This is a genomic window from Streptosporangium amethystogenes subsp. fukuiense (assembly GCF_042665875.1).
GTDB classification, from domain to species: Bacteria; Actinomycetota; Actinomycetes; order Streptosporangiales; family Streptosporangiaceae; genus Streptosporangium; species Streptosporangium fukuiense.
The window spans coordinates 4474566-4488247 of the sequence record NZ_JBHTEE010000001.1 but is presented as its reverse complement, the minus strand read 5'-3'; the positions used below and the strand labels follow the sequence as shown (position 1 = coordinate 4488247).

Genomic DNA, 13682 nt, shown 5'->3' with positions numbered 1-13682 from the left:
TCTCTGGGCTTTCCGAAGGAGGCTGTACGTGCGCGAAGGAGTGCTCTGAGGTGGGGAAACTCGTGCGGGACAGGATTCCGGAGATCATTCGGGAGCATGGCGGGGAGCCGGTGGTGATCGTGCTCGGGGAGGCCGACTATCGCGCGGCGCTGCTGGAGAAGCTGTTCGAGGAGTCGGCGGAGCTGCGCGAGGCCGCGGTGACCGAGGTGGCGGAGGAGATCGCCGACGTGCTCGAAGTGCTGCGGGCCATCGCCAAGGCGCACGGGCACGAGTGGGCGGACATCGAGAAGGTCGCCGAGGCCAAACGAGCCGAACGGGGGGCGTTCCTCGGACGCGTCTACCTCGAAGGATGACGGCAATCGGGGCAATCTACGGTCTTTCCTCCCATCCCTAACGCGGCCCTCTGGAGTCCGGCGAATGATCAAAAATGGGTTGATCTTCTCGGTAGGGTGAACGCAGGTGCCGGTTCGAAACCGAGCTGTTCTGCGTGGGGGCTGTAGCGCAGTTGGCCGTCGCGCTTTCTCTGGCAGGGGAAGAGGGCGCTGGTTCGAATCCAGTCCCGGGAGGATGACGTGGACTCCGAGACCGTCTGGACGGTCCTGCGAGCGCTTGGCGAGGCCAGGCGGCTCCCGCTGGACGATCCGGATCGCAGGTGGATCGCGCACGCGGCGCTCGCACTGGTCCGTGACGGGCAGCAGCGCCGCAGGCAGGACCGAGATCGTGCCGCGAAGGAGGCCGACGCCGCGGTGCTGGCGGCGACCGCGATGGGCAGTCCGGACCGGGTGATCGACGCTCCCCTCTCGGAGAGACCGGTGGGCGAGCCGGCCGGAGAGCTGCGCAGGGCGCGGTGTTGCTACGTCTGCAAGGGGAAGTTCACTCGGGTGGGCAGTCTGTATCACCTGCTCTGCCCCTCGTGCGCGGCATTCAACACCGCGCGCCGTACGGCCCGTACCGATCTGTCGGGGCGGCGGGCGCTGGTCACCGGGGGACGGACGAAGATAGGGCATCAGCTCGCGCTGAAGATGCTCCGCGACGGCGCCCACGTCACGGTGACCACCCGCTTTCCGGCCGACGCGGTCAGCAGGTTCGCCGAAAGCGGTGACTGGGGCGGGCGCCTGGAGGTCGTGGGGATCGACCTGTGCGACCCTCGCCAGGTCATCGCGCTCGGCGAACGGTTCCTGGTGGCCGGGGATCCGCTGGACATCCTGGTCAACAATGCCGCACAGACCCTGCGCCGGCCGCCGTCGGCCTACGCCGCGCTGGTCGAGGGGGAGCGGGCCGGGCTTCCGCCGGGGGCGTCGGCGGTGCCGGGGTTCACGCCGGGTCCTACGGTGCGACTCTCCGGTGACGGGAACCGGGGTCCGTCGGGTCTTCCACTGCCGCCTTCCGGTGATGAGGGCTGGGGTCTGCCGGGTCTTTCACTGCCGCCGCCAGGTGCCGGGCTCCGGGATCTGGCGGGTCTTCCGGTGCCGTCAGGTGACGGGGCTTGGGATCTGCCAGGTCCCCCGGTATCCCCTTTCGGGGATGAGACCCGGGGCCTGCTGGTCTCGACTTCCGTGGGCGAGGCCGAGCGACTGTCGGTCTCGCCTTCCGGGGATGTGAATCCGGGGCTGCCGGACGCGTCCGGTCTGCTGCCGGATACGTCGGCGGGTAACTCATGGTCGGTGCGGATCGGTGAGGTGGACCCGGCCGAGCTGCTGGAGGTCCAGCTCATCAACGCGGTCGCGCCGTTCCTGCTGATCGACCGGCTGCTGCCGTTGCTGCTCGCCGCGCCCTTCCCTCGCAGATACATCGTGAACGTGTCGGCGGTGGAGGGACAGTTCGCGGTGCCGAACAAGACCGGCCGTCACCCGCACACCAACATGGCCAAGGCCGGACTTAACATGCTGACCCGTACCAGCGCCGCCGATCTGGCGCGGCAGGGTGTGTACATGTGCAGCGTGGACACCGGCTGGATCACCGACGAGAACCCGGTGCCGGTGCGGGAGTGGCTCGATCGCCGGACGCCGCTGGACGTCATCGACGGTGCCGCGCGGGTCTACGACCCGATCGTGCGCGGCGAGGCGGGCGACCCGGTGCACGGCGTCTTCCTCAAGGACTACGCGGAGGCCCCATGGTAGGCGGACCTCATGACCGGGATCGTACGGAGGCGCCTATGGACGCGGGCGGGCTCGCGATGCTCGTTGACCGGGTGCTGCCCGCCGGAGGTATCGGGCGACTGTTCGTCAGTGGCAATCCTTCTCGGTCCGGCGGGTGCCGAGGAGCCGGCGAGGCTGATCTCGGCGGACGGCTGCGGCGGCCAATGAAGCGGAGAGTCAGGTAGGTTTCAGCCGGGTGGTGTCTTGCGCGCCCACCGGGGCGGTTCGCGTCTGGCGGCTTCGATCGCCGCGCGGGTGGGGCGCCCGACCGAATCGGGGATCCGGTCGAGGGGGACACCGAGCGCCTCAGCCCAGAGGCTGCGCCAGGAGAGTCGCCGGGCGGCCTTCCGCTCGGCGCGGTGACGGCGACGGTCGGCCTCCGCCCGGGCAGCGGACTCGTCCCGCAGCCACGGCGGGGTTTTCCGGAGCAGTCTCGCGACGTGGTCGGCCGCCCAACGGCCACTTGCCGGGCGGAGCCGCCGGATCACGTCGGCCGGTATGCCGAACATCTCGGCCACGGACTCGTCGGACAGCCGGGAGGCCGCTCGGGTGGCCTGGTCGACGGCGGCTCGCTCGGCTCGGCGCCGCTGGGAGACTTCTTCGGCGGCACGCCGCTTCTCCGCCTGGACGGCTCGTTGCAACTCCACCTCCGCCCGTGCCCGCAGTAGCCAAGGAGGAGGTGAGGAGATCGCCTCGCGGAGGAGGGGAGCCAACAGGTGGCCGCCGAACTGGGGCAGCTCGGCTGGGACCATCTCAACGGGCACACCCAGCTCCTGTTCCGCGTCCCGGGGCGAGACCAGGAGACGCACAAGTTCCACTGATCTCGGAGTGAGTTCGGCGAGCATCGCCTCCAGCTCGGCGCGAGAGAGGCGGGCATCCCGCAGGATCTCGGTGAGCGGTGGGACGCGGGGGTCCGCCATGCGGTGAAGGGGTCTGAGCGGCCCCGGCCAGACGCCGGCGGCGGCCATCAGTGCAGCGGTCCACAGGAGGACCCGCACGCCGTCCGCGTCGAGGGTGGGCTTGGTCGCCTCTATCTCCGCGCGGGCCGCGACGGCGCGTGCGAGGTTCAGCTTGCGGGTCTGGACGGCCTTCCTGGCGGCCTCGGAGCGAGAGACCGCCCGCGCGGCGGCGCGTAGCTCGGCGTCCGCGTGGACGTGGTCGGCCAGAGCGTCCACGTCAGCGGCGCGGTAGTAGCGGACGGTGAGGGTCTGGCCGTACTTCCGGATCTCCTCGGTGGCCACGGGCGCCAGACCGGCGGCGGCGATGATCCGTTTGAAGCGGTCGGCCGAGACACCGAGTCTGGCCGACGCCTCGGTGATGGTGCAGCGGCGTTCCGCGGCGAGTAATTGCCGGAAGTGCTCGATGTCGGCTTCGGCCGCCCTGACGGAGACGGGATCGAAGGTCCGGTCGGGAAGGCGCCGGAGCAGGCCGGTCGTGACCGCGAGCTCGATCTCCCAGACGCTGAGCCCGAGCGACTGCCGGACCGCGTTCCTGCCCAGGCCCCGTGCCATGGCCCCACCTCCCGTGTCGGACGTCAGTGTGCCGGGCCGCTACGACATTTCAGTGAGTCGTCACCTGGAATCGGAGAGTGATCGGGGCATCGTCGTGGTTGTCGCAGGCGTCGTCACTTCGTGGATCGCCGCTATCGGCGACGGCGGCTTCGCGCCCGGGGGCGGATCGTCGCCACCGGTTTCACTGACGAACATCACCGGGGCGGCTGCCTGCTCGCCACCGGTAGTGGGCGTCGGGGAGGTTCTCCTCGTTGTCGGTGCCGTCTCCCAGTGCCATCAGTGTGAAGCCGTGTCGTTCGTAGAAGCGGCGGGCGCCGGTGTTCTGCTGGAACACGTGCAGGTCGAGCAGGCCGGGCCGTACCTTTCTGACCTGGGCGAGCAGGGCTGAGCCGATGCCGTGGCCCTGGGCCTCCGGCGCGACGTACAGGTGTTCCAGCCACTGGCCGTCCAGTGCGGCGAACCCGGCGACCTGGCCGTGCAGTTCGGCCACCCAGGTCTCCTGGCGGGCGACCACGACCCCGGCGATCCAGGCCCTGGTCTCCTCGTCGGTGTGCAGGCACGGCAGGTAGGTCATCTGGCCACGCGCGGCCAGGAAGACGTCCGCGATCCGCTCCGCGTCGCCGTGCCATGCTCGGCGTACGAGAGGCAGCGCGTCGTGTGCCGTGAGTTCGGCCATCTTGCGCAGCCGAAGGAAATGGGTGAACGCCTCGGACATCGTCATACAGTGACATGTCCGGATATGAACGGGCCATCGGATATCGCGGCATCCTTTGATGTCAGCGCAGGCCGAGCGTTTGGTGTGGCCGTGGGGCGTGAGAGCGAACGGTGCGCCGGGCGGGCGCGCGAGGTGGTGGCGGTCGAGTGCCCACGGCCGGTGGCGCGTGGTCACTCGCTCGTCAAGGATCGGTCTGCGTCTCCGACTTGGGGGAGAGCCGCGGAAAACCGGTCGCTGTCCGAGGTGGTCTGCTTCTACGCTCAATGACCATGACTGTCGAGTGGGCTCCGCTGAGCAAGGCCGATGTCGAGGCGTGGGCGGAGTTGCTGGTGGCGATCGACGAGGTCGATCAGGTCGGGGGGCGAGAGGACGCGGACGATCTCGCCGAGGAGCTCGTCAACCCGCTGCTCGATCCCGTCGCGGGCACGCTGGGGGCGTGGGAGTCCGGCCGGCTGGTCGCGTACGGGGTGATCATGGCTCGGGCCGCGGCCGAGCCGGTGCATCGGATGAGTTTCTGGGGCGGGGTGCGTCCGGAGTATCGGCGCCGGGGGCTGGGGGGTCACCTGCTGGAGTGGGCGATCGGCAACGCCCCGGTGCTGCACGAGCGGCGGTTCCCCGGGCGGCCGCTCGAACTCCACGTCGAGGTGGACAGTCGCAACGAGGGCCTGCGGGCGCTGGTCGCCGGGGCCGGGATGGAGCCGGCCCGGTGGTTCTACGGGATGGCCCTCGACCTGGGCGCCGAGCTACCGGAGGTCTCGCTACCCGATGGGCTCCAGATTGTCACCTACCGGGACGACCTGGAGGGCGCCGTCCTGCAGGTGCGTAACCGCTCGTTCGTCGACCACTGGGGGAGTGTCCAGCACACCGCGGAGTCCTGGCGGAACACCGTCGTCGGGGTGAAGGTGTTCCGGCCCGAGGGGTCCTTCGTCGTGCTGGACGCGTCGGGGCAGAGCGTGGGCGTGCTGCTCACCCACTACTTCGAGGCCGACACCGAGGCGACCGGGGTCCGCGAGGCGTGGATCCAGATCATCGGTACTCTGCGCGAGTGGCGCGGGCGCGGGGTGGCGAGCGCGCTGCTCGCGCACGCGCTGCGCGAGTTCCGCACGCAGGGGTACGACAAGGCCGGGCTGGGGGTCGACGCCGACAACCCGACCGGGGCTTTCGGCATCTACACCCGCGCCGGGTTCGAGATCGCGCACCGGACGGTCGCCTACGGGCTCCCGCTGGTTTCCTAGTGCGAGGAAGCACGGATCCGCACCGGCCCAGGAGGCCGGGGCGGCCGCCCTGACAGTCTCGGGGGTGCGCCTTCCGTTGAGGAAAGGTCACTCACATGGGAGACCGAGTTGGGCGCGCAACTCTGACTGATCGAAGTAGAGGCGCAGGCTCACGATGAGCCCGTTCTCGATCGTGCAGATGTAGCAGCAGCGTAACGATATGGGGCGACCCGACGCCGTGATCACCTGGCCATCGGGCAACATGTACGGTCCCGTATGGGTGCCCACCATCAACAGCTCGTCAATCGCCACATCGCCGACGTCGAACGACTCCATGATCACTGCGTGAACGTCCGGAAAGGCCTCCCAGAACTGTTCCAGGTATGAGGCGAGTTCTTCGTGCCCCTGGGACAGGCCTTCCGGGCTGACGGTCACCCCGATCGGACTGACGGTGCGCAGCAGCGCGTCTATGTCATGGGCGTTGAACGCGGCGGTGTACCTGTCACGTACTTTCCGGGCATCGGTCATGGTGTCGCTCCCCTCGCCGCGAGTGGATGCGTACGACGCGGCGTTTTCTCCTCAGGTCGGCCGCCTCTTAAGGGAGGCCTGCCATGTAGATTGCCGCGACGACTGGGGCGAACACCTGAGTGAAGGGTGCGAACGCGCGGCCGAAGACCTGAGGCTGTCAGGGCGGTCTACCCGGCCCCTGGGCCGGGGAGGCCGGTGCTTCCGAAGGAACGTCGCATTAGAGATCCCGGCAGTACATGATCATGTCGCGGCCCTGCACGGTCGGGTGGTGAGCGTTACTTCAGGCGCTTCTCCACCGGATCGGCCGGTACTTCGGGTCACGCGTCGACCCGGTACGGCCGTGGGCCGGCCGCACCGGGAGGGGAGATCAGCGCTTCCCGCGAGTGGGGAGCATGTCGTCGGCGGGGAGGGGCGGCGGGGTGGGGCTGTTGACGGTGACGCCGTCCGACAACCCGGCCCAGCGTTCGAGCGTCGCGATCGCCGCGGCACGATCGGCAGGGCTCAGCCAGGAGATGTTCGCGCTGTGGCCGATGCGGGGGGCGACATACAGATGGGAGTCATTCTGGCTGGGTGTGAACCGCTCCGCGCTCCACGGGTCGTTCTCGCCGTAGATGAACATCATCCGGCTTGACTCCTTACGCACCCAGCGGTCCACGTCGAGCATCGGTTTCGGGTCGTGCTTGGGGCGCAGTTCGGGAGGGAGCACCGAGTTGGGCTGGTACAGCTTGGGGTACCTGGTCAGGTGGCGCAGGTGCGCGAACTTCAGCTCGGGCCAGCCGAGCTGGCTCGCCGCCTGGTAGTAGTACGGGATGTAGCGCGCGATGCCCTGATCCGTGTTGAACGAGAAGTCGGCGAGGTCGTCGATCCAGTCGTAGATCTCGTCGTCGGAGGCGGCGGTGGCCGGTACCTCCGAGCAGTCGGTCCCCCGGGAGTAATGCCAGAACACCCAGGCCGTGTCGAGGACCGTCAGCTCGAACGACCGGTCGGGGGTGCCCAGTGACCTTCTGAAGGTGAGCCCGTCGAGCGCGGCGGCCCTCACCAGCTTCGGAACCAGCCGCTTGCGCCGCTTGAGCGCCTCGATCTGCACGTTCTCCAACGCGGTACGGCAGGCCCGGGTGGCCACCTTCGCGAAGAAGTCGTCGTAGGCGCGGTCGGACGGGTTGACCCGGTCGTTCGGCGTGACGTAGGCCACGACGCCGTCCACGTCGTCGGGGTAGAACCGCCGGTGGTAGACCGAGGCCATGCCTCCCTTGCTCGCGCCGGTCTGGATCCACTTCCCCGTGTAGATCGTCTTGAGTGCCTCGACGATCCGGTGCTCGTCGTCGGCCTCCTGCCGGATGTCGAGCTTCTTCCAGTCCATCGGGTCCGGCCGGGAGGTCCGGAAGAAGCGGTGCTCCACCGAGACCTGGTTGGCGTCCAGCAGCCGGGTCGGCTCGGTCTGGGAGGGACGGGGGGTGATCGGCAGACTGTACCCGCCGGTGGAGAGCACGGTCGGTGCGTCGGCGGACCGGTGCAGCAGGGTGAGCCGCTGCTGGTATGTGCCCCTGCCAGGATCACGATGGTCGACCGGCTGGGTGAGCCGCAGGACGAAGAACCGGTAGCCGATCGACCGGGTCTGCGATACCACGGTCAGCCCGGGGATGGCCGTGAGCTTGCCGAGGAGCTCGTCCTCGACCGCCGCGGCGGAGGACACGGGGGCGGGTTCCGCCGCTGCGGGGGTGACTCCGGCCATGCAGGCCGATCCGGCGGTGAGGACCGCCAGGATGAGGGCGGAAGGTGCTCGCACTGATATGTCTCCTTCTGACACACAAGGTGTTGAAAGAGGCTATCGATCATGTTTTGTCGGTGGTGTTCCTCGGTTCCAGCGTTACGGAAGTGTTCGTGATGGTCGGCTGTGGACGGCCGTACGCGGCGTGGCTGGAACGCCTGCCAGACCAGGGGGAACCTGGCGACCCCCTGAGACATGAGGGCGGGGACGCCCCTGTGGGCCGTCCCCGCCGGTCACGCGTGTCAGTTGTGGTTGTGCTCGTACATGCCCTTCTCCGGGACGGTGCTGGAGACCACGGCCTCGTAGGACTTGCCGCGGGGGTTGGGGCGGGGGTCGACGAGGCCGGCGCACTGGCCGCTGCCGGTGACCTGGTTGGACACTCCGGCGTTGGACGGCGCGGGCGTGTTGCCGCGGCAGGAGAGCGCGCCGCGGACGCCGGTGCCCGCCATCACGAGCGCGTCGACGGTGGTGTTGTCGTTCAGCACCGCCGCGCCCCTGAGGTCGGAGCCGGCGACGATCAGCCGGCCGGTGGTGCCGGAGATCGAGACCGCACCGTTGACCTGGGCCTTGAGCAGGTGCACCTCGGCGGCGCCGGTCGCGGTGACGGCCCCGTTGATCGTGCCGCCGGTCACCACCAGGGACGCGCCCGAGGAGACGGTCACCCCGCCGTTGATCCGGGCGTCGTTCAGGCAGGTGACGCCGGAGTGGGCGACGAGGGTCCCGTTCCTGGTGCCGGTGACCGTGGTGGTGCAGGCGGGCGGCGGCGCGAGGGTGGTGACCGTGAAGCTCCTGGCCGGGCCGTGGTTGCCGCTGGGGTCGATCGAGCGGTACTCGACGGTGTGCCTGCCGCGCGGCAGCTTGCCGAACGTGAGGCTGTCGATGACGGTGCCGCTCTCGCTGAACGTCCACGGCAGGTCGGCGGAGGTCGGCCAGCCGAAGTAGTTGAACCAGCCGTCGCCGTCCACTCGGGACTCGCTCACCACGTAGCCGTCCTGGTCGTCGTCGCCGGTGAGCTTCATGGTGAAGGGGCCGTTGTAGACGTGGACGTCGCCGGAGGCGACCAGCGGCTCGGAGAGTTCGTAGCCGGTGGTGGGCGGTGTGTTGTCGACGGTCCAGGACCGGGTGTCGCCGCCGGAGACGGCGGTGAGGGTGTGGTTGCCGGGGGTGAGCGTGAGCGCGCCCAGGTCCAGGTCCCCGTCGCTGTCGTCGAGCCGCGTGCCGTCCAGTGTCCAGGTGACGGCGGGGACGCCGTCGTCGGGGTGGGTGGTCTCGACGTAGACCACCTCGTCGTGGCCGACGGCCTGGTTGGTGGGTGTGGAGGAGAGCAGGCCGGCGCCGACCTCGGCGGGGACGGTGGTCACGGTCGTGTCCACGGTCCAGGTGCGGGTCGCGGTGAGGGCGCCGGAGCGGATGGCCGGGTCCCGTACGAAGTCGGTCGGGTCGGTGACGGTCGCCTTCACCGTGTGGGTGCCGGCCGGCAGGTTCAGCGTGCGGAGGTCGAGCGCGGTGCCCTCACCCGGCAGTTCGGTGCCGTCGACGCTCCAGACGGTGGTCAGCGAGTGGCTGTTGGGGTGCAGCGGCTCCACCCAGAGCACCCGGTCGGCGCCGACCGGCGACGTGGTGGGCGTGCCGTCCTGGATGAGGCCGGTCTTGGCGGAGATCCTCTGGGTCATGACCTCGCGGCTGACCTGGTCGTAGTAGTAGCCCAGCGTCCTCATGATGGAGTGCTCGCTGGGCCGCCAGACGCCTTTGCCGAAGTACAGGCCGCCCTCGTGACGGCCGATGGTGCCGCCCGCCTCGCTGGGCTCGCCCAGCCAGCGCCACCACTTCTTCCGCTGGTCGGCGATCTGCTGCTCGGTCAGCAGGGTGTGGTGTACGGAGCCGGGCTCGGCTCCGGTGTAGGTACCGCCCTCCACGCCGCGCGTGTAGTAGGTGTACTCGTCCTGCAGGCCGCCCAGCGAGTGGCCTATCTCGTGCGGTGCGATGAGGGCCGACATCGAGTTGTGGCCCGAGGAGGTGGCGTAGGCGCCGCCCGCTCCGCCGTAGGTCCCGCTGTTGCCCAGGGCCAGGATCTGCCGGTTGGCGCTGCTGGTCCCGGTCACCAGGTTGGCGTACGAGTTGGCCGCCGAGTTGCTCATGGTGATCAGGCGTTGGACGCTGGCGGGGTTGCAACCGCCCCAGAAGGCCATGCTCAGCGGGGTGTTCTTCTTCCCCGAGGCCAGGTCGGGGTCACAGCCGATGCCGGACTCGCCGGAGACGATGTCCACCCGGTAGACGTTGAAGTAGTTGCGGTAGGACTTGTACGGCTCGATGGACCACATCACATTGAGCTGCTGGTCGGTGTCGGCGGCGAACGCGGACTGCTCGCTCTCGGTGTAGCCGTCACCCATGATGATCAGATTGAACCGCTTGGCCGGGGCTCCGGTGACCTGGAGCGGCACCACGGTGGCGCTGCCGACGGCGGCGTCGGCGGCGTTGGCGGCGTTGGCGGGTGCCATCGGAACGGTGAGCAGGGCGGCGGTCATCGAGACGGCCGCCAAGGCGGTGAGCGGCCTGGTGATACGCATGGCGGGGGGAACCTCCAGGGGGTGACCGGGGCGTCGACGCCCCGGGTACCTATTTCAAAATTTGCGGGCTCATTTGGTGGAGCGCCCGGGGCCTGGCCTGGGCTGGGCTCCACCGGAAGCTCCCGGCAGGGCCGAGGGCCGGCCGCACCGGGAGGGCGATCAGCGCTCCACGCGAGGGGGGAGCATGTCGTCTTCGGGGAGGGGCGGCACCGCGCGGTTGTTGACGGTGATGCTGTCGGACATCCCGGCCCAGCGCCTGAGCGTCGCCGTCGCCGCGTCACGATCGGCGGGGCTCAGCTGGGAGATGTTCGCGCCGTGGTTGGCGCCGGGGGCGACGTACAGGTGGGAGTCCTTCCGGCTGGGCGTGAACCGCTCCGCGCTCCACGGGTCGTTCTCGCCGTAGATGAACATCATCTGGCTCGCGTCCTTGCGCACCCAGCGGTCCACGTCGAGCATCGGCTTCGGGTCGTGCCCGGTGCGCAGGCCGGCGGGGAGCACCGAGTTGGGCTGGTACAGCTTGGGGTATCTGGCCACGCCGCGCAGGTGCGCGAACTTCAGGTCGGGCCAGCCGAGCTGCTGCGCGGCCTGGTAGTAGTACGGGACGTAGTACGACATGCCCTGGTCGGTGTAGAACGAGAAGCCCGCGACGTCGTCGATCCACCGGTAGATCTCGTCGTCGGAGGCGGTGGCGGCCGGTACGTCCGCGCAGTCGGACACCCTGGAGTACTGCCAGAACGCCCAGACCGCGTCGAGGACCGTCATCTCGAACGAGCGGTCCGCGGTGCCCAGGGAGTCGTCGAAGGTGAGCCCGTCGCGGGCGGCGGTCGCCTCCAGCCGGGGAACCAGCCGCTCGCGCCGCCTGAGCGCCTCGGCCTGCACGTTGTTCAGCGCGGTACGGCAGGCCCGGTCGGCCACGTTCGCGAAGAAGTCCTCGTAGGTGTGGTCGGACGGGTTGACCCGGTCGTTCGGCGCGACGTAGGCCACCACGCCGTCCACGTCACCGGGGTAGAACCGCCGGTGGTAGACCGAGGTCATGCCGCCCTTGCTCGCGCCGGTCTGGATCCACTTCCCCGAGTAGACCGTCTTGAGCGCCTCGACGATCCGGTGCTCGTCACTGGCCTCCTGCCAGAGGTCGAGCGTCTTCCAGTCCGCCGGGTCCGGGCGGGAGTTCCGGAAGAACCGGTGCTCCACCGAGACCTGGTTGGCGGTGAGCAGCCGGGTCGGCTCGGTCTGGGAGGCGCCGGGGTTGACCGGCAGGCCGTACCCGCCGGTGTGCAGCACGACCGGCGCGTCGGCGGACCGGTGCAGCAGGGTGAATCGCTGCTGGTACGTGCCCCTGCCCGGGTGGCGGTGGTCGATCGGCTGGGTGAGGCGCAAAACGAAGAACCGGTAGCCGGTCGGCCGGGTCTCCGAGACCACGGTCAGCCCGGGGATGGTGGTGAGCTTGCCGAGAAGTTCGTCCTCGACCGCCGCGGCGAGAGAGGCGAGGCCGGGTTCCGCCGCGGCGGCGGGGGTGACCCCGGCCACGCCGATCGAGCCGGCGGTGAGGGCCGCCAGCATGAGGGCGGGAAGTGTGCGCACTGATATGTCTCCTTCTGGCACACGAAGTGTCGAAGGAGGCTATCGATCATGTTTTGTCGGTGGTAGTCCTGATTTGTATCATTTCAGTGTTATGGGAGTGTCTGTAGTGATTGGTCGGGGCCGATCATGACTTCGTGTACAGGGCCTGCCAGTAGTAGCTCCACGGGGTCCCCCAGCCGTCCGCGACGAGTCGCCAGTCGTCGCCGGGCTGGTACACCTCGACGAAACGCTCGGACTGCGCCTGGACCGCCTCGCTGTCGTGCACGTCGATGATCTCGCGGAGCAGGCCGGATTCGAGGGCCTGCTGGACCACGGCCTGCCCCTCGTAGTGCCCGTCCAGGTCCGGGTCCAGGTACTTGCCGACCGGGTTCTTCGTGTAGAAGCGGGTGGCGACGCCGTCGATGAGGGAGAGGTAGTTCCTGACCGTGTCCGCGGGCATCTCGGCGAACGAGTCGATGTTGACGCACAGGTCGAAGGGCTCACCGCCGGTGAGATCCTCCACCTCGTCGATCCCCAGGAATCTGATCTTCTCGAACTGCTCGCCGTCCAGCACGGCGCGCAGGTACTCGCGGGAGAGCCTCAGGCAGTTCTCCAGGTCGATGATGTGGTATTCCGCGACATCATGGTTCGACAGGATGGCGTGGCAGGACCGGCCGTACCCGGCACCGATCTCCAGGATCCGCGCGCCGTCCAGTTTCACGGACCGTGCCATGAAATCGAGTTCGAGAACCGCCTGCAGATAGTCCAGGCAGATCGGCTCACCTTTCAGGGTGACCGCGATGGGCTCTCCCAGCTGGCGGTTCCTGATTCGGAGCAGTCGCTCCCAGTTCTCCGGCGACAGCTGGAGGCCAAGATTGTGGATGAGCGTCTTCAGATATCTCCGGCCATTGACCTCGGGATTCCAGAGCGCGAGCTTGTAGTTCACCCGGCTGGATTTGAAACGGCTCAGATCGGGGGTCTCCGCCAGCGCGAGATTGGTCTCGTTAATGTGCGCCCACTGACTGCTCTGGCCATATTTATGACTCATTTGTCTGCTCTTTCCTGGAGCTCGGCGATTCAAGGTCCGCAGGGCGCCGCACCCACGTCCGCACGAGTATCGCGCACCGAACCGGCTCGCGCCTAGATCACTTCTCCGGCTCTCCCGGGGCCGGGAACCCCGGCACGCGGAGGCCATCCGGAGGGGGCGGTGCTCGGGCACGGTGTTGATCGTGGACATGATCATTACAGAGGGTCAACAGCGGTGCCGTCGAAAGCCCAGGTCAGCGCGTGGGCGTTACCCCTGGGACAACTGGATGTACGCGCAGTTCCACAGGTTGTTGTCAATAAATTTATCCAATTGTGACCTACCGACTATAAGATCACGTTTCATGATCACGAATCTCGCCGTACCGGACGGGCCATCGGTTTGGCCGTGGCATAAGGCTCCGGGCGTCGCGGCGCCGGACGGGCGGTTACCCACGGTTACCCGCTGACACGGCGGGTCTCGGTGGGCTAGGAATGATGTCTGAACGAGACGCTCGCCGACCGATTCGGAACGTGAAGGAATTCGGGATTGTCGATGCTTTTGCCGTTGGGTCAACGGACTTGCCGTGGCGCAGGACCCGATACGATCGCCAGTTTTTCACGAACAGCAGGCCGCCCTCTCACCACAGCCCCGTCG

Annotated in this window: 10 protein-coding genes; 3 read left to right on the top strand and 7 right to left on the bottom strand. The window is 68.5% G+C overall.

What is annotated here, in order from left to right; genetic code table 11:
* The first annotated feature begins 50 nt into the window (after positions 1-50).
* Together ACFQVD_RS18990 and ACFQVD_RS18985 are read left to right on the top strand one after the other, a co-directional pair.
* Entirely contained in the window at positions 51-353 is a 303-nt protein-coding gene (locus ACFQVD_RS18990; RefSeq protein ID WP_343964497.1) for a nucleoside triphosphate pyrophosphohydrolase, read from the top strand.
* Positions 354-572: 219 nt separating this feature from the next.
* Entirely contained in the window at positions 573-2120 is a 1548-nt protein-coding gene (locus tag ACFQVD_RS18985) for an SDR family NAD(P)-dependent oxidoreductase (protein ID WP_343964499.1), read from the top strand.
* A 206-nt stretch (positions 2121-2326) separates the two neighbouring features.
* Here the strand turns inward: ACFQVD_RS18985 and ACFQVD_RS18980 are convergent, their stop codons facing one another.
* Both ACFQVD_RS18980 and ACFQVD_RS18975 read right to left on the bottom strand, forming a co-directional pair.
* Positions 2327-3649 (bottom strand): hypothetical protein, encoded by a 1323-nt coding sequence (locus ACFQVD_RS18980; RefSeq protein WP_386368583.1) that lies wholly within the window; start codon positions 3647-3649, stop codon positions 2327-2329.
* Positions 3650-3830: 181 nt separating this feature from the next.
* A complete protein-coding gene (locus ACFQVD_RS18975) occupies positions 3831-4364 on the bottom strand; it encodes a GNAT family N-acetyltransferase (protein ID WP_343964503.1) in 534 nt (177 codons plus the stop codon).
* 269 nt (positions 4365-4633) lie between these two features.
* On the opposite strand from ACFQVD_RS18975, the gene ACFQVD_RS18970 reads away from it, so the two are divergent.
* Complete coding sequence (locus ACFQVD_RS18970) at positions 4634-5599, top strand: GNAT family N-acetyltransferase (RefSeq protein ID WP_343964505.1); 966 nt, start codon at positions 4634-4636, stop codon at positions 5597-5599.
* Positions 5600-5686: 87 nt separating this feature from the next.
* Here the strand turns inward: ACFQVD_RS18970 and ACFQVD_RS18965 are convergent, their stop codons facing one another.
* The 5 genes from ACFQVD_RS18965 to ACFQVD_RS18945 all read right to left on the bottom strand — a co-directional run bounded on the left by ACFQVD_RS18965 (position 5687) and on the right by ACFQVD_RS18945 (position 13049).
* On the bottom strand, positions 5687-6106 hold the full coding sequence (locus ACFQVD_RS18965) for an ester cyclase (protein WP_343964507.1): 420 nt from the start codon (positions 6104-6106) through the stop codon (positions 5687-5689).
* A gap of 367 nt (positions 6107-6473) precedes the next feature.
* Positions 6474-7892 carry a S28 family serine protease gene (locus ACFQVD_RS18960; protein WP_343964510.1) on the bottom strand — a complete coding sequence of 473 codons (1419 nt, stop codon included), beginning with the start codon at positions 7890-7892 and terminating at the stop codon, positions 6474-6476.
* A 224-nt stretch (positions 7893-8116) separates the two neighbouring features.
* Positions 8117-10441: a M64 family metallopeptidase gene (locus ACFQVD_RS18955; RefSeq protein ID WP_343964512.1), complete on the bottom strand. Its 2325-nt coding sequence runs from the start codon at positions 10439-10441 to the stop codon at positions 8117-8119.
* A 159-nt stretch (positions 10442-10600) separates the two neighbouring features.
* Positions 10601-12022 carry a S28 family serine protease gene (locus ACFQVD_RS18950; protein ID WP_343964514.1) on the bottom strand — a complete coding sequence of 474 codons (1422 nt, stop codon included), beginning with the start codon at positions 12020-12022 and terminating at the stop codon, positions 10601-10603.
* Between the two features lie 124 nt (positions 12023-12146).
* Complete coding sequence (locus ACFQVD_RS18945) at positions 12147-13049, bottom strand: putative sugar O-methyltransferase (RefSeq protein WP_343964516.1); 903 nt, start codon at positions 13047-13049, stop codon at positions 12147-12149.
* Positions 13050-13682: the final 633 nt, after the last annotated feature.

What these genes read in the sequence shown, in the direction of transcription:
- ACFQVD_RS18980 (WP_386368583.1), bottom strand. Translation starts at nt 3,649, where the DNA reads ATGGCACGGGGCCTGGGCAGGAACGCGGTCCGGCAGTCGCTCGGGCTC.
- ACFQVD_RS18975 (WP_343964503.1), bottom strand. Translation starts at nt 4,364, where the DNA reads ATGTCCGAGGCGTTCACCCATTTCCTTCGGCTGCGCAAGATGGCCGAA.
- ACFQVD_RS18970 (WP_343964505.1), top strand. Translation starts at nt 4,634, where the DNA reads ATGACTGTCGAGTGGGCTCCGCTGAGCAAGGCCGATGTCGAGGCGTGG.
- ACFQVD_RS18965 (WP_343964507.1), bottom strand. Translation starts at nt 6,106, where the DNA reads ATGACCGATGCCCGGAAAGTACGTGACAGGTACACCGCCGCGTTCAAC.
- ACFQVD_RS18955 (WP_343964512.1), bottom strand. Translation starts at nt 10,441, where the DNA reads ATGCGTATCACCAGGCCGCTCACCGCCTTGGCGGCCGTCTCGATGACC.
- ACFQVD_RS18945 (WP_343964516.1), bottom strand. Translation starts at nt 13,049, where the DNA reads ATGAGTCATAAATATGGCCAGAGCAGTCAGTGGGCGCACATTAACGAG.